This window comes from bacterium (assembly GCA_035307765.1).
GTDB lineage: Bacteria > Sysuimicrobiota > Sysuimicrobiia > Sysuimicrobiales > Segetimicrobiaceae > Segetimicrobium.
This window is the reverse complement of sequence record DATGHU010000011.1, coordinates 1-21,047: the sequence shown is the minus strand read 5'-3', so window position 1 is coordinate 21,047 and position 21,047 is coordinate 1. Positions and strand designations below refer to the sequence as shown.

The window sequence follows — 21,047 nt, the reverse complement described above, 5'->3', positions numbered from 1 at the left end:
ACGGGCGCGGATGCTAGCGTCGGGAGAAAGTAGGTTGGTCTCTGCATGAAAGCCATCGTTACGGGGGGGGCTGGCTTCATCGGCAGCCATATGGTGGATCTCCTGGTTGAACGAGGATGTGATGTCGTTGTTATCGACAACCTGGCTGCGGGACGGCGGGAAAATCTGGCGCAACACTCGGGCAACCCCCGTGTTGCCATTTGCCATGAGGATATAAACGACCTCCCTGCCGACTCAGCATGGTTTGTGGGCGTTGACTATGTGTTCCATTTTGGCGGCGTTGGAGACATCGTCCCATCGATCGAGCACCCCCTTGTCTATATGCAGGTCAACGTCATGGGAACGTTGCGGGTATTAGAGGCTGCTCGGAACGCGGGGGTCCGGAAGTTCATATACGCGGCATCCTCCTCGTGCTACGGATCGATGCCGGAAGTTCCGACCCCGGAAACCGCTGCGATCGCCCCAGAGTATCCTTATGCGTTGAGCAAGTATCTGGGAGAGTGTGCGGTGTTGCACTGGGGAAAAGTCTACGGCCTGCCGGTCGTCTCGCTGCGGATCTTCAATGCCTACGGGCCCCGTGCGCGCACTGCGGGGGCGTATGGTGCGGTGTTTGGGGTTTTCCTCGCCCAGAAATGCAAGGGATGCCCGTTTACGGTGGTTGGAGATGGTACCCAAGCGCGTGATTTTGTCTATGTGACGGACGTTGCTCGCGCGTTTTTCTTGGCGGCCGAGTCGCCCTACACGTGCGAGGTCTTTAATCTCGGGGCGGGACAACCGCAGAGCGTGAACCGGTTGGTGGAACTTCTCGAAGGCGATGTTGTCCATGTGCCGAAGCGTCCGGGGGAGCCTGATTGCACCTGGGCCGATACCCAGAAGATTCGCAATTATCTCGGGTGGACTCCTCATGTGGCATTCGAAAATGGCGTCGCCCGCATGCTGGAGACCCTCGAGAATTGGGCGACCGCCCCGGTTTGGACCCCGGAGTCGATCCAGGTGGCCACGGAAGCGTGGTTTCGATTTCTCGGACAGCAGCGATCCTGACGAGAGGAGAGCCCCGTGGGCGCAGATTTCCGCCAGAAGATTAAAACCCGAGAAGTGGTGGCTGAAATCATCGGCAAGCGTCCGCGAAACAAGACGGTCGTGATGTGCCATGGGGTTTTTGATATCGTTCACCCCGGGCACCTGCGTCATCTTGCCTATGCGAAGGATAAGGCTCACCTGCTCATTGCCAGCATCACCGCGGATGCGCAGATCACAAAGGCCGATTACCGGCCGTACGTGCCTGAGGAGCTACGGGCCACCAATCTCGCGGCACTTGAGATTGTTGACTTTGTGATCATCGATCATAATGCGACCCCGACGGAGAACATTTTGTTTCTTGAGCCGGACTATTTCGCGAAAGGCTATGAATATTTGGCAAATGGCCTCCCGTCGAAGACCCGCGACGAAATGGCAGCGTTGGAAACATATGGTGGCGAGATCCTGTTTACACCGGGGGATGTCGTGTACTCGTCCTCCGCGCTTATCGAGGAGCACCCTCCCAAGATCGCTGTTGATAAACTCCTCATCTTGATGGAGTCTGAAGGCATCAGCTTCGCCGACCTGCGGCGGGCGCTGGAGCGTTTTCGTGGAGTGCACGTGCACGTCCTTGGCGATACGATCGTCGACAGCTACTGCTACTGTTCCCTGCTCGGTGCGACCGCGAAGTCGCCGACATTGAGCGTGCGCTACGACCGCAAAGAGCTTTTTGCGGGGGGAGCGGCGGCCGTGGCCAAGCACATGCAGGCTACCGGGGCTGAGGTGACATTCTCGACCGTGCTCGGAGATGACGAGCCGAAGGAATTCGTTGTGCGGGAGATGATTCACGCGGGCATTCATTTCGCTCCGGTGATCGATAAGGTTCGGCCGACAACGTACAAAGAGCGCTTCTTCAGCGAGGGATACAGGTTGCTTCAGGTAGATCGGGTAGACAACCGCGCGGTGTCCGAGCACGCTCTCGACACCCTCGGCGATTCCCTGCGCACCAGTCCAGCGGAGGTCGTTATATTCAGTGACTTCCGGCACGGGATCTTCAATAACCATACGGTGAAGCAGCTCAAGGAGTATATTCCGGCGGGGGCCCTCCGGGTGGCGGACAGCCAAGTCAGCAACCGGTGGGGCAACATTCTCGATTTCACGGAGTTTGATCTGTTGACCCCCAATGAGCGCGAAGCCCGATTCGCGTTGGGGGATCAAGATTCCGTCGTCCGCCCGCTGGCCCTCAAGCTATTCCAAGCGGCTCGTTGCCGGGCACTGATCTTGAAGCTGGGCGAGCGAGGGTTGATTGGCTACCGGACTCCCGGGAACATGCCCCGAGAGTTTTTCACGGTCGACAGCTTCGCCGATCACATCGTTGATCCAATCGGGGCGGGTGACGCATTGCTCGCGTACGCGTCGCTGGCCCAGCGTGTGACCGAGAATATTGTTGTTGCCGCGATTCTCGGATCGGTGGCAGCTGCGAACGCGTGCGAACGACAGGGCAACATGTCGGTTACCCCTCAGGAGGTGGCGCAAAAGCTCGACGCGCTGGAGAAGTCGGCGCAATACCGATGAAATACCTCGTCGTCGGCTATGGCAATATTGGGTTGAAACGGAAGCAATTGCTTGGTGGGCGATGCATTGCTACGGTGGATCCCTATAACACGGCGGCCGACTATCGGACCCTTTCGGAGTGCCCGCTGGCGCAGTATGATGCAGCCGTGCTCGCGGTTCCGAATCAGGTAAAGATCGAACTTTTGGATTTTCTATTGAACCGCGGCAAGCATGCGCTTGTGGAGAAGCCGTTGATATTTCCTGACGAGGCAACGGCGCATCACCTGCAACAGACGGCACAACGGCGGCGAGTGATCTGGTACACATCCTACAACTTTCGGTTCGAGCCCCACGTCATAAGACTTCGAGATCTTATCGCCGCCGGATCAATTGGGGACGTCTATCGAGCCAGGATGTTTTACGGGTACGGGACCGCTGGAAGCGTTGCCGGCACGTGGCGAGATGATCGGCTGGGGGTTTTGCAGGATCTGGCGAGCCATCTTGTTGATTTGACTGGTTTCGTCTTCGGCCGGGCCGGTTCGGATTTCCTGATCTGGGAACGGGGTGCACATGAGCTCACGGGGGCTGACCACTGCATCCTTGCCACGACGGATCGCCGTATCGTGATTGAATGTAGCTACCTGAGTTGGAAGAATCGGTGGACGATTGAAGTGATCGGGGCGCGAGGCGCACTTCAAATGGAAGGCTTGACGAAATGGGGCGCGAGCGAGTTGGTTATTCAGCGGCGCCGTTTTCCGAGTGGAGTCCCAGATGAAACCCGGGAGGTAGTCACCGCACCCGACCCTACATGGGCTGCAGACCTTGCACATTTTGAGCAGATGGTGATCGCGAACAAAACTTCATTCGAAAACGACCTCTGGATGTCCCGCACACTCCTTCATTTGGCGACCTCCTCGTTGAGCTGACATGCCCCCGACTGCGCCGATCGGTTTCTTAGGGCTCTCGCATCTCGGCCTTGTGACCAGCATCGCCTGGGCTTCGCGAGGCGATGATGTGATTGGGGTCGATCGCGACAACAGTATTATTGCAGCGCTCACCAGATCACAAATTCCCGTCCATGAGCCGGGACTTGCCGAGCTCCTACGATCCGCGCGCCCCAGGATGACATTCAACACGGACGTTGCCACCTTGGCCGCGTGCCCCCTGGTTGTTCTTTCGCAGGATGTCCCGACCACTGAGGATAACCGCGGTGACGTGTCGGCCATCCGTAAGCTCGTGGAGGAAGCGATCCCGCACTTGGAGCCCCTGACCACGTTGGTCCTCATGAGTCAACTTCCGCCCGGTTTCACGCGCTCGCTGGTAGAGCGCATCGGGCGGAACCATCCCGATAAGCACCTGGCCGTGTTCTACTGGGTGGAGACCTTGGTGTTCGGGCAGGCGGTGGATCGTGTTCTTCATCCGGAGCGGATCATGTTGGGGTGCGAGGCTCCTGACTGCCTGCTGCCCGATGTACTGAAACGGGAACTCGAACTTTTCGGTTGTCCAGTACAGCGCATGCGATATGAAAGTGCCGAGCTAACGAAGGCGGCGATTAATCTCTATCTTGCTTGTGGGGTGACTTTCGCAAATACGCTGTCAGACCTCTGTGAGAGAGTGGGCGCGGATTGGTCGGAGGTCATTCCCGCGCTCCGGTTGGATGCGCGCATTGGTCCGGCGGCCTACATTCACCCAGGCCTCGGGATCTCTGGTGGCAACTTGGAACGAGATCTGGTGATGCTACGAACTCTTGCGGAAGAGTATGGAACCGACACTTCTCTAATAGAAGCAATCGTCGCATGCAACGCCCGGCGACTGCGGTGGGTTCTCGACAAACTTGAATCCCTGGTGTTCGCTTATGTCCCGGTGCCAACGATTGCCGTGTGGGGTTTGGCGTATAAGAAGGGGACCCACTCACTGAAGAACTCGCCTGCGCTTAGCGTGATTTCCAGCCTGCGGTCGCGGGCGACCATTCGGGCGTACGACCCCGTTGTGCAGTCTCCGGTTTTGGCAGAAGGCACGACGGTGGCCTCTTCCCGGGATGAAGCCCTTGCCCACGCGGACTGTTTGTTGATCATGACGGGTTGGGACGAGTTTGAGACGGTTGATGCGGCTACCCTCATGCGGGCCATGCGGAACCCCGTAGTGATCGACTGCGTGGGCGCTCTCGAAAAGCGCCGGGAGGAATTCAAGGGAATCCGGTACGTTTCCATGGGGCGGGGGATGATCGATTGATATCGGTCGGCCGCTTGCCTTGTTCCTTGGGATTGCCCCCGTGAAGTATTTTAGACGGTGTGAGTACCTCGCCGGCGCGCACCTCGGTGGATTCGATGGAACGGGAATCCTGGGCGAGCGGGGGTTTGAGATCTGATGCCGAGAGTCGTGATCTTGGGGAACACCGGCTTTATTGGTAGCGGCCTGCAGGCACATCTCCAGCGTGAGGGGGATTGTGATGTCCTCGGGTTTTCTTCGAGGACGATGGATTTGCGGTTGGAAGAGGGGGTGCAAGCACTGGCAGCGCATGTGGACAGTGAGACGGTTGTGGTCTTCGCCTCGACGATCACACGCGAGAGGGGAGATACTCTGAGGACGCTCATGGACAACATCGCGATGGCAGGGCACCTCGGTACTTTTCTTGAGGCGCACCCTCCCGCAAAGTGTGTTTGCATCAGTTCAGACGCCGTTTACCCGATCCAGACCCAGGCAATAACGGAGGACACGCCCGTGGCGCCGGGGGGGAACTATTATGCAATCTCGAAATACACCGCTGAGTGTGTGATTCGGAAGTCGATGCAGGCCAAGGGTATCCCCCTGCTCGTGTTGCGCCCGACTGCGGTTTTTGGTCCTGGAGATACGCACAACTCCTATGGTCCTAACGCCTTCATCCGTTCGATAATTCGAGAACGTTCCATCCGCCTGTTTGGGCAAGGAGAGGAGAGAAGGGATCATCTTTTTATCAACGATTTGCTTCGCATTGTAGGGCGGCTCATCAAGACCGAGGCGACAGGCGTGCTCAATGTGGCCACCGGGGTCAGCCGTTCTTTTGCAGAGGTCGTAGAGGTGCTGAGGCGCGCTGTACCGTTTGAGTTCGCGGTGTCCCATCTTCATCGAAACGGTGGTGTGACTCACCGGGAATTTGATGTTTCGCGCCTACGTCAACAGGTGGGAGTTTTTTCCTTTTCGGGCTTCGAAGACGCCATGCGCGCGACGTTCGAGCAGATGTATGCGACCACGGCGAGACCCTAATCATGCGAGAAGTGAACCTTCTTGATTCCTACCCGAAGATCAAGCGACCGATACGGGCGCGCGAGCGGTCCAGACCTCTCCAACGTGAAGTTGCTCGCCGTTTCGGGCAGGAATACTTCGATGGTGACCGGACGCAGGGATACGGCGGTTATCATTACGACGGACGCTGGATCCCCGTCGCAAAGCACATGCAGGAATTCTATGGACTCACCCGTGAGCACCGGATCCTCGATGTCGGGTGCGCCAAAGGGTTTTTGCTCAGCGATTTGCAGCGCGTCATTCCGGGGGTCCGGATTGCGGGGCTGGATGTCTCGGCGTATGCAATTGAGCATGCGATGGATGGCGTCAAACCCTTTTTGGTAATCGGAACCGCCGATCAGCTCCCCTTTCCCGATAAATCGTTCGACCTTGTCATCTCGGTAAACACTATTCACAACTTGGAGCTGGCGCGTTGCAAGCAGGCCATCCGGGAAATGGAACGGGTGAGCCGGGCGCACAAGTACTTGCAAGTGGATTCCTTCCTGACCGAAGAGCAGCGACAGAATTTCGAGCGGTGGCAGTTGACGGCGCTGACCTATTTTTCCCCTGAGGTGTGGCGCCGACTTTTTCATGAACTTCGTTATACAGGCGACTATTATTGGACTATTACGGAATAGCGTGGCGAGTAAAGATCATCCGCGCCGCTTGAGGAGATGAGCATTTCGATGTTTAGTGGCAATTGTGCCGACCGCTGAGAATATTGCATACGCGCTCGGGAACCTGCTCGCCTGTCCCAGGTGTCATTCGCCGGTTGGGATGGAGGGGGAGGTTTTGCGGTGCAAGAACAGCGGCTGTGGCCGCGCGCTGAAGGTTATTGATGGCGTCGTTCTGGCGGAAGAGCATCAACGATCTTCTTTCTTCGACGACTCGCACGCGCAGATGTCTATGACAACCCAGCAGCGCGGCACGCGGTGCATGTGTTACTCGCAGCAGACGAAATGGGTCGACATGCGCCTCGGCGACCTCAGGCCAGGGGATCGTGTGGTTGTCGACGTAGGTTGTGGGCCTCGACTGCCATACCGGCGTTCCACGCGATACTTTCTGGTTGGGGTGGATGCCTCCTTGGAGTCCGTCCGGCTGAATGGGGAGGTCGACCTGCGGATATTTGGCTCGTCATCTCGGCTTCCGTTCCGGGACCGCTCCGTGGACGCGATTGTGTGTTTTTACTTGCTTCATCACCTCGTGGGACATTGCGTGCGCGAGAACTATGCTAATCTGGAAGCCACGTTCCGAGAATTCGGGCGTGTCCTAAGACCGGGTGGGTGCATCTATGGGATCGAAGTGAGCCCATTGCCCCCTTTCTTCTGGATCCAGCGAGCGGTGTGGGGCATTATTCGGCGTATCTATCCAAAACTTGACATGTTCTTCTGGTCCACGCACGCGATGGACGAGGTATCCCTCCGATCCCTACCTCTCGGTACGCATATGTTACGGAAGGTTTTTCACTGCCCATTTTGGGTAACGTTCCCATTTGTGTTCGCGTGGCCCAGATTGCAGTTTCCAAGGTGCTTATATCCGTTTCGTGCTTATGTCTATGAGTGGCAAATTCCGCCGGGGGCAATGAGCTAATGACTAAGTGGGTTGGATGAAGGGTTAATTCTGGCAGCGTACCCGCAACTTTACCGGTCGATCAGCGTAGGGTGTATATCTGTCGGGCGATCGAGGGGAACCTTTTGATTGGGATCCAGGGAAGAATTTCACGGATCCGCTTCGCTGGACACGCGACTGAAGAATGGTTGGCGCTGGGGATTTCCGCTTTGGTTCTATGTGGCCTAATCCTTTGGGGACAGAGAATTGGGTGGCTCCCGTGGGCTTCAGACTGCAGCCAATATGTCACCTACATAACTTGCTATCCTGCCCCCGGGGAGACGCTGTCGTCCAGGGATGCGGGGGAAAACTACATTGAAGATGGCACCGGTCATTGGCTCATACAGCGAGTTGGGCCCTATTTGTACACGCACAACGTCAACATTGGGGCATTAGTATATTATCTGTTCGCACGTTTTTCTCCGCACCCGTTTGTTCCTGCTGTATTGATGACAATTGTAGCGTTCTGCATGGGCCTCTACTATGCATATCTATTTGTGCGTCAGGCATCCGGTTCAGCTCTGTTCGCGTTAATTTTCCTGGCATTGCTGGCAGGAGAGTACTATTTCAATTTGGTTTTTGCAGTCAATCTCATTCGCGGCTGGCATTGGCTGGCGCTTTTTGGGTCAGGCTATCATCTCTTGCGATGGTTGGAGGAAGGCCAGAAAAAGCACCTCCCCCATATTATTGCGTTCCTCCTTTGCACCGTAATTGGCTTCATGGTGGGTTATGATTTCTTAGTTTTTGCATTTTTCCTTGCGGCCCTATTGATATTGGCCACGAAATCTTCATTTTCTCTACGTGTGCGCCTCACCGCTGTCTTGTTGGTTTACGCAATCCCCTTCCTGTTGCGACAACTGCAAATCATTGGGGGGCTTGGATTCGATTTCTGGACTAAGGACCTCTACTATTCGGCTGTGATCAAGACATCGTTCCTGCACAGCCATCTGATATATTTCCCTCTGCCACCAATGCGGGACATTGACAAGTGGTATCTTCAGCATCACGTGCTGCGTCCGTTTGCGGTGCCGGACGATAGCCTGTCACATATCGCACGGGGATTTCTTCAATATGTCACGATCTTCTGGACCCCATACTTGGGAGTTGTAACTTTGGGCGTGGTAGTTGTGGGAGGTGTCGTCGCTGCGGGGTTTACTGGGTTGGGGTTCTTGGGATTGATTGGGAAGGGCGACAGTGCTGAACTCGATCAGGTAATGATGGCGGCCAAGACGGTTGCGTTGGTGGGAGGTGCGGAGACGCTAGGGTTATATTTTTTTGCTCCTCTATCGGTTGAGATTTACATGCACCACAGATTCCCAATGATCATTAGTTTCGTGCTACTAGCGTACGCATTTGTGATCTATGCGATGGTATGGATAACGCGAATGGGGAGAGGAAGGGATGGATGGCCGCGTATTGGTCGCCGCGTGACAGTGACTGTGTTGATTTTCCTGGCTGTATACCGGGTGCTCAACATCGTTGCAGATTATCGTGTTCTCACGCTAACTTCTCCTCCAGCGGACTTGGAGCTTGGGAAGTAGGACGCACGACTGGTCAGCTTTATTCTCGGGTACTGTGTGCAAGGGACTAGGTTGCTGAGACGGACCACACAGACCCCCGCCTTTTATCTGATCCTGTTCCTGCTCATGGGGCTTTATATCTGGATTCCCAACAATTTCATGGGCTTTTCAAGTGACATCATAGGGGAGGCATACGAAGCTTATCACGGCGCAATGAACCTTGAACGATTTGGATGGCGATGGGCGGGCCTTCAGGATGAAGCGACAAATCCAAATCCCGCAGCGCATCCATACCTCTACATCCATCACGGCAACGTTGGCATCTACTTCAGTTACTTCTTATCTGAGATTGGAATTCGCTCGATAGAAGCTCAAAATGCATTGAGTGTCATCCCGTTTCTAATCGGGTTGTACGTTGCATATCTATTTTGGACGCATCTATCAGGGTCTCGCCTTGGAGGAGTACTATTCTTAATTTTTGGATGCCTAGATTCCTCTGCGTTATTCGTGTGGGGATTTAATATACATCGCGCGTTCTCATACCCCGCATTTTTCGGGTGCCTGTTCGTGCATTTTAAGTTGGTCCGCGCGCGCAATAAGCTCATTCCTAGCGTTGCCTTGCTAATCATTGCGCTGATACTTCTTTTTGTGGATTACATTTTTTTCTTCTATACCTTCGCCCTGGTTTGCTTGATGCAACTCACCGCTTATTCAGAACTGATCGCAAGGCGTAGCCGTCTGCGGCTGTTCATCTGTGTGGCGTCTGCATTCATCATGGCTTTTGCACTCCGACAAGCCCAGGTTTTGGCGGGTGTTGGTCTTAGAACATGGGCGACAGATTTCCTATTTCAAGCATTAAATCGGCTTCACCTGGAGCGGTTGTTCCGGGGGAATTGGTCTCAGGATACAACCCAATTTTATTCCTCTCACCACATCCTGAATCCGGGGTTTGCGCCGCCCGTTGGATGGTGGGAAAGAATGCATAGTTATTCCGCGGACCTAGGTTACGCGTTTATTCATCGCATTGTCGCAGGGGAAGGGGCAGTCAAATATGGGAGCGTGATGATTGGTGTGATGCTTCTTGGAATGGTGATTTTGTGTGGTGCATTGGTCAGTTTAGGTGGGCTGAACGCTCGACTGAGAAGGGTGATTCGCGGAATAGTAGCGTCATTCATCGTTGTTTATTTGGGGGGCTTCTTTCTATCACTTGCGCTTTCTGTTGCCATATCCTGGACGAGAAGAGGCTTTGCGCCGACATGGCTCGCGATTCCTGTAAGCACGCTTTCTTTAGCGATCGTGGGCCTGGTCTTGTTCGAGATCTCCTTATCGTGGGCTAGACTTTTTGGAGACATTCCTATTCTAACAACTTCAGAGGCGAGGGTCTTTGGTTTTGTACTGTCATCGGCCGGAGCATGCATTATTATGTATGCAGTTTTTCCTCGATACTTCATGCAATGGTTTCCTACATTTAATCTAGATACCATCTGCGTCGTTGGTTGGACGGTCGCAGCCTTCGTGTTCGCTCTACGCAAACATCTCGAGAGCCGTCCATGGCCTGCATGGATGCTGCTGGTCCTGGTGATCCTGAAGGTTCTTGCAATTACTCCAGATGTTGTTGCGAGACCAGTGGGTTTGGGCGATTACGCTCAAATCCTGAGGGCGCTCGAAGGCCACTCGGTTGTGTCTGACTTCACCCCGGCTAGTGTCGCTAGTTATACACGGGCCTTTTCCGCCAGTTTGCCGCTGGACATAATACACCCAACCCTGAATAGTCGGGATCTGGACCTATCAGAGTACAAATTGTTCGGCGAGCGTGACGCCGCTAATCCCATTTATCGCCATCCTGAGTATTTGTTATTGTTTCGGGCCGTGACGCCGCCGGCCGTTGTGGAAGAACTGATTAACGGAGGGCTTCCTGTGGCTGGCGAGGGGCGTTCGTTTGTGCTCTTTGATCTAAGGAACCGAAGGTAATTGTTCGGTAATCGAGGCAAGATCCATCATCCACCCAGGATGGGGCTAAAATAGTCGCATTCCGCGGACGCCTGTGCCTGTTGCGGTAGCGAACGGGAAGCCGAACATAATTCCAACTACCTGCTCATGCTTTAAACGTATTGTGATCGATTGTCCTCTCATGCCTTTGGGTAAATTGAGGCCATCTTTTGGAATTTGGCCACTTATCTAGGGCCGTCAATTGGGTCGATTGGGTTCACGGCTCATATGTGTAGGATCGAGGTATGGGTGTAGAGATTGTTCGGAGGAAACGCAGAGAAGATTGGTAGTCAGCAGGGGGAATCCGAGCTGCAGCAACCGGTTGCGACGGGCGGCCGGGAATAGACCCATGAAAGCCTTTGCGTTCAGGGGGTTAAGGTTCTCGACATTGGCGAAGTGTTTATAGCCAATGTGTGCGAGTGTGTATCGGTAAATAGTGTCTGGGAACCAGTGTAGCAAAGGCAGAAATGTATGCAGCTCGATAGGAAACCGCTTATTAGGAGTAGTGAACACTACGCAGCGGCAGACCCGGCAAACTTCTCGTACCAGTGCTGCCTGCTGGTCGCGCTGTCCTGCGTGTTCCACGACCGCATTGCAGATCCCGCAGTCAAAGTGCAGATCCGACAACGGTATGTTACGTAGGTCCGCTTCGAGAAAACGAATCCCTGGGAATTGTTCAGGGAACCAACCCGCGTTTTCGCTTGCTCGGGCGATCACGGTGAGATTCTCGCGGTGCGGATACATCTCCTCGAAGAAATAATGCGCCGGATGTTCGCGGTGTCCGGAGGCACCGAAGTCGGCAACGCGCGAGTTCTGTGTGGGAGCGCATTCTCGCATGAAAATCTCGAAGATACCCCGGCGTGTTCGAAGTGCCAGGTCATTTTTCAATCGGTTGAGTATTCCGAGGTTGACGCTGTATGTCAGGGGCATAGGCACCGCTCGATTGTGTGCTTCCCAGCCGAACTCGGAGTGAATGAATACCGGTAAGATTCCCCGACGACAGCGCACCCCCTCCTTATCATTACGGGGAGGGGCCAAGTGGGAGTGCGGCGAAACTTCCCCCGATCATGCAGACAGGGTTGGTCTGATGGGGCGACGCTTTTGATCATGGGTGCGAACAAAGGATGCTCATTTTGGCGAGTGCAAGTAGCACCCTGTTAGACAGCCCATTCTCGTCTTTCTTGGATGGTGCAACTAATTTGCCGCTCCCTTGATTCTCTTGGGACGCGCGCTGGTGTTTGCCCCAAAGGGGAGGCGAAATGCGGGTATTCATCGCTGGAGTAGATGGTTACCTGGGATGGTCGCTGGCCAAGCACTTGGGTGCGCGGGGGCATGAGGTCGGAGGGGCAGACATCTTCTATCGGCGCAATTGGGTTGAGGAAATGGGCTCGTGGAGCGCCACTCCCATTAGCCCGATGGGAGATCGGCTCAAGGCCTTCCGAGAGCGGGTTGGCGGAGAGCTCTCATTCTGGGAAGGGGACCTGCGCGAGTACGATTTTGTCGAGAGAGTTCTCCGGGAGTTCCAGCCCGACGCGATTGTGCACCTTGGAGAGTGCCCGTCCGCGCCGTACTCAATGATCGACGTTCACCATGCCGTGTTCGTGCAGACGAACAATATTGTCAGCACTTTTAACTTGCTCTTCGCCATGCGTGATACTCGGCCAAAGGCTCATCTCGTGAAGTTGGGAACGATGGGCGAGTACGGCACCCCGAACGTTGATATTCCTGAAGGGTTTTTTGAGATCGACTATCGGGGGCGAAGGGATCGAATGGTGTTTCCTCGGAACGCGGGGTCTTGGTATCATTGGAGCAAGGTGCACGGCTCGCATAATGTTATGTTTGCCTGCAACATTTGGAACCTACGGGCGACGGACGTGATGCAGGGTGTGGTTTTCGGCACTCGTTTCGACGAGGGCGAAACAGACGAACGCTTAATGACCAGGTTGGATTTTGACCAGGCGTTTGGGACGTCAGTCAACCGTTTCTGCTGTCAGGCTGTTATTGGGCACCCGCTGACGCCTTTCGGAAGAGGTCATCAACGGCGAGGCTTTCTTCCACTCAGGGATTCTATGCAGTGTCTGACTCTGGTGCTGGAGAACCCCCCCAGGGAAGGCGAGTATCGGGTCATGAATCAGTTTGAGGAAGTGTATGACATCACCGAACTGGCAAGGAAGGTCCGCCGAGTGGGGGACGAATTAGGATTGGATGTGACCGTGCGCAACCTGGAAAACCCTCGGATAGAGTTAGAAGAACATCACTACAACCCTGACCATCAGAATTTACGTGACCTTGGGTACAAGCCGACCCACGATGTCGAGGCGGAGATGCGGATCATGCTTCGAGATTTACTGAAGTATCGCGACCGCATTGCCGCTAAGCGTGATGTGCTCATCCCGGATGTACGGTGGAGTGGGAGGCGGGCAAAAGTGAGATCTTTGGAGTTGGGAACGGCAAGTAAAGGCGAATAGGTGGGCGACCGGGAGTTAAATGCGGGATCTAATCAAACCGCGAGGTCACCAACACCAGGAGGATGAATGCCGGCCAGATGCGCAGTACTTTCCTAAACTTCTCTCCCCCATCGATCGGAGCGGAAGAGATAAGTGAAGTCGTTGATACGCTGCGGTCCGGTTGGATCACTACGGGGCCGAAAGTGGCCCGCTTTGAAAGGGAATTTGCCGCATTCGTCGGCGCGCCCGGCGCGTTGGCACTGAGTTCTGCGACTGCGGCGCTCCACCTGGCTTTGGTGACTCTCGGAATTGGACCTGGCGATGTGGTGATCACAACCCCGATGAGTTTCTGCTCGAGTGCTCACGTCATAGAGCACGTGGGGGCTCGCCCCCTGCTGGTCGATGTGGAAGCAGATACCCTCAACATCGATCCGAATAGAATTCGGCAGGCCATCGGGAAGCAACAAAAAACGACTCTAGAACATGGGGCAGTTTTGGGAGGGCGCATCAAAGCGATCCTGCCGGTCCATCTCCACGGCCATCCCTGTGATATGGAGCCGATACTTGAGATCGCCGGCGAACATGAGTTGGCCGTTGTAGAAGACGCCGCTCATGCACTCCCCGCAAGATACAAGGGGCGTATTATCGGATCCAACTCGCCATCCTCTCCTCCAGTGTTTACTTGCTTTTCCTTCTACGCCACCAAGAACTTGACCACCGGGGAGGGTGGGATGCTCATAGCAAATCCTGCCTTTCTGGATGAGGCACGCGTCTGGAGCCTCCACGGCATGAGTCGGGACGCCTATAAACGGTATACATCCGAAGGTTCGTGGTTCTATGAAGTGACCGGGCCCGGCTTTAAGTACAACATGACCGACATCCAGGCGGCAATTGGTTTGCATCAGTTGCAAAAGCTCCCGCGATTCCAATCGCGACGCCGAGAGATCGTTAAAAGGTACAACGCGGCCTTCCGACAGTACGAGGAGTTGCAGACGCCCGCTGAACGAGATGATGTTGAACACGCCTGGCACATTTACTCTCTCCGCCTCAACACGAAGCGATTTGGCACGGCCGGGGCGGCTCAATCGGTTGAGCGGAATGAATTCATCGATCAGCTCAAAGCCCGGAACATCGGCGCCAGCGTACACTTCATACCGATTCATCTCCATCCGTACTATCGGGAGAAGTACGGCTATAAACCTGCGGATTTTCCAACGGCGTACGCAGAGTACCTGCGTTTACTTTCCCTGCCCTTGTACCCGGCGATGACCGATGACGACATCGACGATGTCATCCAGGCGGTTTGCGACATCGTCGAGTCATCTCGGCGGTGAGCTTTCGGTGGTCAAGCGGGTGTTTGACCTTTTCGCGTCTATGCTCGCCCTTCTGTTACTTTTTCCTATCCTGTTGGCGATCGCACTCCTCCTGAAGCTCGAATCTGGTGGACCTGTGTTCTTTCGCCAGCGACGGCTGGGACTGGGTACGCGCGTGTTTGAGATATATAAGTTCCGGACGATGAGCCCGGGTGCTGAAATGGAGGGACCGCGGATCACCGTCAAGAATGACGCTCGCGTCACTCGCCTTGGCCGAACGCTGAGGCGATTTGATTTAGACGAGCTTCCAACGCTCATCAATGTCCTAAAGGGGGATATGAGCTTCGTCGGTCCCCGTCCGGAGGTGCCCGAGTACCTTGCGTATTACTCGGAGGAGCAAAAGCGGGTATTCACGGTAAAACCTGGTCTTGTCGATCCCGTGACACTCGCATTTCGAAACGAAGCGGAGTTGCTCACAGGGGAGGATGCCGAGCGTAAATATACGCGTGAAATCTTGCCCCGCAAACTAACGCTTAACCTGGAGTACATTCAGAGGCAAAACCTACTTTCCGACGCTGTGGTCATCGCGCGAACGCTCGCTACTGTGTTATTCGTGCCGAAAAGCTGACGGGATAGGAACCCCACCTGCGTGCAAAGAACTGCTAGTGAGTGTGCCCTCGTCCCGCATATGTTCGGGGGTGCGCTGGTTGAGAGCCCGGGACGATGTTCTGGGGTTTCGGGTGCGCGCGACCGACAGGGTGATGGTGAGGGAGTAGGATCAAGAAATGCGATGCTACGGGACCCTCGCGCCTGAACGACTGCACGGCGGAGCCATGAAGATAACCTATTCAGTAGTTGGATTGGGCAAGTTGGGGGCGAGCCTAGCGGCCGTAATTGCGAGCCGTGGATTTCGCGCCATTGGAGTTGACATTAACCAGGCGGCCGTCGATGCGGTAAATGCGGGCCACGCGCCGGTGCAGGAAACCGCCTTGGAGGAGCTGATCGCGGCGAATCGGAGGCGCCTGTCGGCGACGATGAGCCATCGCGAAGCTGTCTTGGAGTCGGATGTCACTTTCGTCATTGTGCCCACCCCCAGTGATGAGCGAGGGGCTTTTTCATTACAGTATGCAGCCTGGGCCTTTCGCGAAATCGGTCGGGCTTTGGCCGAAAAGCATGGCTACCATAACGTGGTCCTCACCAGTACCGTCTTGCCTGGTTCCACTCGGTTCGGGCTTCTGCCGATCCTCGAGCGGGAATCGGGGAAGATTTGCGGCAAAGATTTCGGGGTCTGCTACAGTCCGGAATTTATTGCCCTCGGCAGCATCATCCATGATCTCCTCAATCCAGATTTTGTGCTGATCGGCGAGTCTGACGAACGCGCCGGAGGGCAGCTCGAAGGGTGCTATATGAATTTTGTGGAGAACCACGCTCCGTGCGTGCGCATGAGCTTGGAGAACGCTGAGCTGACGAAGATTGCCGTCAATGCATTCATCACAACCAAGATCACATTCGCCAACATGCTGGCGAGCCTCTGCGAGCGCCTTCCGGGAGGAGATGTGGACGTTGTGGCCAATGCGTTGGGCCTCGATTCGCGGATCGGCCGTAAGTACCTAACGGGGGCCCTCGGGTATGGCGGTCCCTGTTTTCCTCGTGACAACAGAGCCCTGAGCTTCATTGCTCAGGCATTGGGCCAACGGGCCGATCTGGCGGAGACGACAGACGCCATGAATCGGGACGTGGCCGACAAGATTGTCGAGGGCCTTCGCCCATTGATTGGGCGTGGCACAACCGTTGCTGTGCTGGGGCTTGCCTACAAACCACTCACCCACGTCATCGAGGAATCGCAGGGGATCTACCTATGTAAGGCACTCTCCAGCGCAGGGGCTCGGGTTATTGCCTATGACCCTCTCGCGGGAGTTCCGGCTCGACTCGAACTCCGCGACCGTGCTGTGGTCCTGGACTCGATTTCTGAATGCCTGGCCCAGGCGGAGGTGGTGGTCATCGCAACCCCTGATCCCGCCTTTCACGCCGTCAAGGCTGCCGAATTCAACAATCGCCTCGCCCCCGTGACAGTGATCGATTGCTGGCGGACCTTGAAGGAGGAACTATCCGGACATTCAGGGGTCCGTTACCTGCCCGTCGGGCAAAGCACGGATGACGACATATGGGCCGAAAAGTTGGCCGGGTTGTGGAACCTGGCGTCACAGCCGGGCGAGTGAAAACTTGCTGGAAACGGCCCCCCCGGCAAGAGATCCAGTGGCTGTTCAAGGGGCTGATCCGGGTTCCCCGTACCGAGATGGCCCTCGCCCATGCGCTCATCAGGGTCTCGGTTACGATCATCCCGTCGTGCAGGACTCGAAACCGCAAGATCTGAGGCGCACGGGTTAGATGGGCGATGAAGTAAGCCGGGAAGGCAGGGGATTGGTACAGAATACCGTTCTGAATATCATTGGCCAGGCTGTCCCCTTGCTGGTGGCGGTCTTTTCGCTTCCCTACACGATTCACGGTCTAGGCCCTGATCGGTTTGGTATCCTCTCGATCGCGTGGGTTCTCGTGGGGTATTTCAGTCTCTTCGATTTAGGCCTCGGTCGGGCGACCACCAAGTTTGTGGCCGAGGCCAAGATCAGAGGTGAGGACGAGCGAATTTCCAAGATTGTTTGGACTTCCCTGGTGACCCAGGCCATTCTCGGAGTGGTCGTGGGGGCGGCGTTTGCAATCGCAACGCCTATATTGGCCGGGAGGATCCTGAAGACGTCGCCGCAGTTCCTCACGGAAATGCGCGGGGTTTTGTACCTCTTGAGTGGGTCCATTCCCGTCATCGTGTGCGCGCGGAATCTGCGGGGTGTGTTGGAAGCGGCGCAGCGATTCGATTTGGTAAATGTTGTACGCGTTCCATCGGGCATGCTGACATTTTTGATTCCCATGGCGGGAGCGTTCATGCATCTTCGGGTGACGACGATTGTGCTCTTTTTGATCCTGCTGGTTGGTGCGACGGCGGTGGTCTATCTGGCTTTTGGGTTTCGCGTCTTTCCCGCAATCGCCAAAGCGCCGTCAATTGATCGGGCGATGGTTCGCCCACTCATCGTGTTTGGGGGCTGGGTAACGGTGAGTAATTTCCTTGTCCCCGTGTTGATTTATCTCGATAGGTTCCTCATCGGGGTGCTGGTTTCAGTGGCAGCGCTAACTTACTACACCGCTCCGTACGAGGTGGCGTCGAGACTGCTGATATTCCCCGCTGCCTTGAGCACAACGTTGTTCCCGGCTTTTAGCGCGCTGTCGGCGCTGGGCAGAGGAGATCTCGTCCGGCTCTACATTCGGAGCCTGAAATACATTGTACTGGGGCTGGGACCGATGGCCTTTGTGGGAGTTCTGTTCGGTCGAGATCTCCTTCGCGCGTGGCTCGGCAATGACTTCGCGGTGAAGGGCGGCTTGGTCTTCCAGATTTTGTCCTTCGGGATGTTGCTCAATGCGTTGTCCCAGATCCCGGCAAATCTCCTTGATAGCATCGGCCGTCCCGATATGCGGGCGAAGGTCTTCCTCTCGTATGTGCTCGTGTATGCGGGTTTGCTGTGGTTTCTGATCTCCCGGTTCGGCATCGTTGGCGCGGCTCTGGCCTGGACACTGCGAGGAGCTTTGGAATGCTTGCTGTTTCTTGCGACCGCGGCGAAGCTCTTACGGATCGGGCCGGCGACCTTCGCGGGGGACGGACTGCTGCGAGGGGTCATCGTCTATAGTGGGTTCGCTCTCGCGGCATCAGCGAGCCGGTTCTTATCTGGTCAAGGAGTTGTTCAAGGTGGCATGACCCTGCTGTGTCTCCTGCTATTCGCCCTATGTGGTTGGAAGTACGCGCTGGACGATCGCGAGCGAACATCTTTTTCCCTAGCCGCGGTTCGATTGAGAAACCGGGGGTAGAATGGGACCTGGAGGATCGTGAGCCAGGGAGCGGTCGGACTTATCGGCGGTCGCGCGAACCTGTGACGCGGGGAAAAATGCGGCGGTGAATGCTACTTCTCGAGTGTTTGACATGGCGCATGCGGTGAGTTTGGCCGCGGCGAAGGAGAGGTGCCTGCGAAAGCTTTTACCTGAGTTGGAGCGGGCGGCCGGGCTGAAGGCGGCGTTGGACGTGGGGTGTGGGTTGGGTCATTTTTCCGGATTCCTCCGGGAAATGGGATTCAATGTTCGGGCGATTGATGTGCGTCCCGAAAACGTGGCGGAAGCGAGCGCGAGGTATCCGGAAATTCGATTCGAAGTGAACGATATCGAGAACCCCACGATCGAAAGCCTGGGGCAGTTCGATGCGGTACTCTGTCTTGGTCTACTCTACCATTTGGAGAATCCATTTCTCGCGATCCGGAATCTTTCCGCGCTCACTCGCGAGATCTGTATCATCGAAACTATGATCGCCCCATTTGCTTCGCCGCTGACCGCGCTAATCGAAGAGAGGGAAGGAGAGGATCAAGGTCGCGATTACATCGCCCAAATTCCTTCTGAGGCTTGGTTACTAAAGGTCTTGCACAGGGTTGGGTTTCCCTACGTTTACCGCGTGTCCCCGATGCCCGATCATCCAGATTTTCGCTCATCGTTCCTGCGGAAGAAGCGCCGGACAATGCTGGTGGCAGCCAAGGCGCAGTTGAATGGCTCGGGGCTCACCGCGGCGGTGGAGCCTGGCATGACCGGACGATTCATGTGGTACTCGTTGGGGTTGGGAAGACTTCTCGAGCATTCGGGGGTGCGGAGGGCGGTGAAGACGGCCGCCCGAGGGTTTCGGAGGATGGTGCCGTCTCGCCATTCACCACGCCCGAATGAAGATCGGCCGCGCTGACGCTTGGCCGTGTTCCATATTCCGCATGGGAGCGGGTGGATGGACCCTAAATGCACCATCATCCGGCATCATCTGAACCGCTCAGCGGCGGCCCTCCCAATTTAAGCGGCTGCGCGTGTTGACCTTTTTTGCCATCCCCAAAGCCTTTCGTGGCCATATAGGAGTCATTCAGCGGAACGCGATTCAAAGCTGGCAGCGTCTCCAGCCACCGTGCGAGATCATTCTTTTCGGGGATGAGACCGGCACCGCGCGGGTCGCGTCAGAGTTTCGCGTGCGCCATGCCCCAACGGTGCAACGCAATTCCTACGGGACGCCTCTCGTTGATTCGATTTTCGCTGCGGCGGGACGGCTCGCCAGTCACCCGTGGCTGTGCTACGTGAACGCAGACATTATCCTGATGACCGACTTCATTCAGGCGGTCCAACGGGTCATCGCACTGAGCGGGCAAGGGCTGATGATTTGCCGACGGTGGGATGTGACGCTGACCGAGGCGCTGGATTTTTCTCCTGGCTGGGAACGAGAGATGCGCACACGTGTTGTCCGGGAAGGTCGGCGACGACCCCATACGGCCATCGACTGTTTTGCCTTTCCTCGAGGACTCTGGAGAGATATCCCCCCGTTTGCGCTGGGACGGGGGATGTGGGATAACTGGCTCATTTATGGGGCTCGGGCCAACGGATTTCCAGTGATTGACCTTTCGGGCGTCGTGCTCGCGGTGCATCAAAATCATGATTACGCTCATCAAGTCCATGCCATACAGACTGAAGATGATGTGTGGTCGACGGAGGAGGCCAAACATAACCTGACGCTGGGAGGGGGTTTCGCGCACGCATTTAGCGCGTACGACGCTACACACGTGCTAACGCAGAGGGGATTGAGGCGGAACGCCACCCCGTATTCGCTGTATCGTGCGTTGGCGATGCTCTCCGTGTCCTGGCCTCCCCTGATCCCCCTCGTCCGCTTTATACGATTCGTGTCAAAGGGGTTCACGGTGATGTGGCATGCAAGCCTGGGGCGATTGAAGCGGTGAACTCCGCGCGCACGTGGTGGTTCTCGGGTTGGTTCATCTGTCTGGCTCTCGCTATGGGTCTGGTGGCGGTGGCCGGGGTTCCCATGTATCTGGCGGTAGCCGGATCTTTAGCGACGCTCGTGGTCTCAATGTGGCTGATGCACGGGTTCATTGGGGTTTTTGATATGGGACATTTGACTATTCCCGGTGTTTGGTATCTGACGTACGTGGCGACGATGTATATACCGTCGCTGCTCATCGCGTTCATGCGGCTGAGTCCTGTAAGATTGAATCCCGATGGGTCTCCCTATCAAATCCCCGTGGGTCCTTCTCCCAGGTGGCTGCTCTTCGCGGTAAACATCGCGTTGATTGCGGTTCCCCTGGGGGTCCGGTTAACGAGTCGGTTTCTTCGATTTGGCATCGCCGAGGTGAGAGCGTACTTCGGCGCGGAGGTTGCTCCGGCTAAGGGGTTGGGCTCGGGGAAGGTGCCATTTGCGCTCGTGACCG

General features: G+C 56.0%; 17 protein-coding genes. 16 read left to right on the top strand and 1 reads right to left on the bottom strand.

Translation table 11 applies throughout. The features are described from left to right. The first annotated feature begins 45 nt into the window (after positions 1 to 45). The 8 genes from VKV57_03790 to VKV57_03755 all read left to right on the top strand — a co-directional run bounded on the left by VKV57_03790 (position 46) and on the right by VKV57_03755 (position 10,931). Positions 46 to 1,041, top strand: a complete 996-nt coding sequence (locus tag VKV57_03790; protein HLW59029.1) for an SDR family oxidoreductase — start codon at positions 46 to 48, stop codon at positions 1,039 to 1,041. 15 nt (positions 1,042 to 1,056) lie between these two features. Then, the gene (locus tag VKV57_03785; protein HLW59028.1) at positions 1,057 to 2,592 is read left to right on the top strand and encodes a PfkB family carbohydrate kinase; all 1,536 of its coding nucleotides are present in this window, start codon (positions 1,057 to 1,059) and stop codon (positions 2,590 to 2,592) included. Further along, entirely contained in the window at positions 2,589 to 3,497 is a 909-nt protein-coding gene (locus tag VKV57_03780) for a Gfo/Idh/MocA family oxidoreductase (GenBank protein HLW59027.1), read from the top strand. Before VKV57_03785 ends, VKV57_03780 begins: the two co-directional genes overlap by 4 nt. Before the next feature lies 1 nt (position 3,498). Continuing rightward, positions 3,499 to 4,803 (top strand): nucleotide sugar dehydrogenase, encoded by a 1,305-nt coding sequence (locus VKV57_03775; GenBank protein HLW59026.1) that lies wholly within the window; start codon positions 3,499 to 3,501, stop codon positions 4,801 to 4,803. 135 nt (positions 4,804 to 4,938) lie between these two features. Continuing rightward, positions 4,939 to 5,814 carry an NAD(P)-dependent oxidoreductase gene (locus tag VKV57_03770; GenBank protein ID HLW59025.1) on the top strand — a complete coding sequence of 292 codons (876 nt, stop codon included), beginning with the start codon at positions 4,939 to 4,941 and terminating at the stop codon, positions 5,812 to 5,814. 2 nt (positions 5,815 to 5,816) lie between these two features. Then, the gene (locus tag VKV57_03765) at positions 5,817 to 6,470 is read left to right on the top strand and encodes a class I SAM-dependent methyltransferase (protein ID HLW59024.1); all 654 of its coding nucleotides are present in this window, start codon (positions 5,817 to 5,819) and stop codon (positions 6,468 to 6,470) included. A gap of 1,440 nt (positions 6,471 to 7,910) precedes the next feature. Further along, positions 7,911 to 8,981, top strand: coding sequence for a hypothetical protein (locus tag VKV57_03760; GenBank protein HLW59023.1), 1,071 nt, complete (start codon positions 7,911 to 7,913; stop codon positions 8,979 to 8,981). A 51-nt stretch (positions 8,982 to 9,032) separates the two neighbouring features. Then, positions 9,033 to 10,931, top strand: coding sequence for a hypothetical protein (locus tag VKV57_03755; protein HLW59022.1), 1,899 nt, complete (start codon positions 9,033 to 9,035; stop codon positions 10,929 to 10,931). A 216-nt stretch (positions 10,932 to 11,147) separates the two neighbouring features. On the opposite strand, the gene VKV57_03750 is transcribed toward VKV57_03755, so the two are convergent. Then, entirely contained in the window at positions 11,148 to 11,879 is a 732-nt protein-coding gene (locus VKV57_03750; protein ID HLW59021.1) for a class I SAM-dependent methyltransferase, read from the bottom strand. A 329-nt stretch (positions 11,880 to 12,208) separates the two neighbouring features. On the opposite strand from VKV57_03750, the gene VKV57_03745 reads away from it, so the two are divergent. The 8 genes from VKV57_03745 to VKV57_03710 all read left to right on the top strand — a co-directional run. Next, complete coding sequence (locus VKV57_03745) at positions 12,209 to 13,417, top strand: NAD-dependent epimerase/dehydratase family protein (protein ID HLW59020.1); 1,209 nt, start codon at positions 12,209 to 12,211, stop codon at positions 13,415 to 13,417. A 62-nt stretch (positions 13,418 to 13,479) separates the two neighbouring features. After that, the gene (locus VKV57_03740; protein ID HLW59019.1) at positions 13,480 to 14,730 is read left to right on the top strand and encodes a DegT/DnrJ/EryC1/StrS aminotransferase family protein; all 1,251 of its coding nucleotides are present in this window, start codon (positions 13,480 to 13,482) and stop codon (positions 14,728 to 14,730) included. 7 nt (positions 14,731 to 14,737) lie between these two features. Further along, complete coding sequence (locus VKV57_03735; protein ID HLW59018.1) at positions 14,738 to 15,337, top strand: sugar transferase; 600 nt, start codon at positions 14,738 to 14,740, stop codon at positions 15,335 to 15,337. A 205-nt stretch (positions 15,338 to 15,542) separates the two neighbouring features. Continuing rightward, positions 15,543 to 16,928, top strand: coding sequence for a nucleotide sugar dehydrogenase (locus VKV57_03730; GenBank protein ID HLW59017.1), 1,386 nt, complete (start codon positions 15,543 to 15,545; stop codon positions 16,926 to 16,928). 169 nt (positions 16,929 to 17,097) lie between these two features. Further along, positions 17,098 to 18,621 (top strand): flippase, encoded by a 1,524-nt coding sequence (locus VKV57_03725; GenBank protein ID HLW59016.1) that lies wholly within the window; start codon positions 17,098 to 17,100, stop codon positions 18,619 to 18,621. 112 nt (positions 18,622 to 18,733) lie between these two features. Then, complete coding sequence (locus tag VKV57_03720; protein HLW59015.1) at positions 18,734 to 19,531, top strand: methyltransferase domain-containing protein; 798 nt, start codon at positions 18,734 to 18,736, stop codon at positions 19,529 to 19,531. Between the two features lie 115 nt (positions 19,532 to 19,646). Next, complete coding sequence (locus VKV57_03715) at positions 19,647 to 20,561, top strand: hypothetical protein (GenBank protein ID HLW59014.1); 915 nt, start codon at positions 19,647 to 19,649, stop codon at positions 20,559 to 20,561. Then, positions 20,558 to 21,047, top strand: a 490-nt coding sequence (locus VKV57_03710) for a hypothetical protein (protein HLW59013.1), incomplete at its 3' end; no start/stop codon positions are given. The genes VKV57_03715 and VKV57_03710, both read left to right, overlap by 4 nt.

What these genes read in the sequence shown, in the direction of transcription:
- VKV57_03765 (HLW59024.1), top strand. Translation starts at nt 5,817, where the DNA reads ATGCGAGAAGTGAACCTTCTTGATTCCTACCCGAAGATCAAGCGACCG.
- VKV57_03750 (HLW59021.1), bottom strand. Translation starts at nt 11,879, where the DNA reads ATGCCCCTGACATACAGCGTCAACCTCGGAATACTCAACCGATTGAAA.
- VKV57_03725 (HLW59016.1), top strand. Translation starts at nt 17,098, where the DNA reads ATGGGCGATGAAGTAAGCCGGGAAGGCAGGGGATTGGTACAGAATACC.
- VKV57_03740 (HLW59019.1), top strand. Translation starts at nt 13,480, where the DNA reads ATGAATGCCGGCCAGATGCGCAGTACTTTCCTAAACTTCTCTCCCCCA.
- VKV57_03775 (HLW59026.1), top strand. Translation starts at nt 3,499, where the DNA reads ATGCCCCCGACTGCGCCGATCGGTTTCTTAGGGCTCTCGCATCTCGGC.
- VKV57_03745 (HLW59020.1), top strand. Translation starts at nt 12,209, where the DNA reads ATGCGGGTATTCATCGCTGGAGTAGATGGTTACCTGGGATGGTCGCTG.
- VKV57_03780 (HLW59027.1), top strand. Translation starts at nt 2,589, where the DNA reads ATGAAATACCTCGTCGTCGGCTATGGCAATATTGGGTTGAAACGGAAG.
- VKV57_03770 (HLW59025.1), top strand. Translation starts at nt 4,939, where the DNA reads ATGCCGAGAGTCGTGATCTTGGGGAACACCGGCTTTATTGGTAGCGGC.
- VKV57_03760 (HLW59023.1), top strand. Translation starts at nt 7,911, where the DNA reads ATGGGCCTCTACTATGCATATCTATTTGTGCGTCAGGCATCCGGTTCA.
- VKV57_03720 (HLW59015.1), top strand. Translation starts at nt 18,734, where the DNA reads ATGGCGCATGCGGTGAGTTTGGCCGCGGCGAAGGAGAGGTGCCTGCGA.
- VKV57_03790 (HLW59029.1), top strand. Translation starts at nt 46, where the DNA reads ATGAAAGCCATCGTTACGGGGGGGGCTGGCTTCATCGGCAGCCATATG.
- VKV57_03730 (HLW59017.1), top strand. Translation starts at nt 15,543, where the DNA reads ATGAAGATAACCTATTCAGTAGTTGGATTGGGCAAGTTGGGGGCGAGC.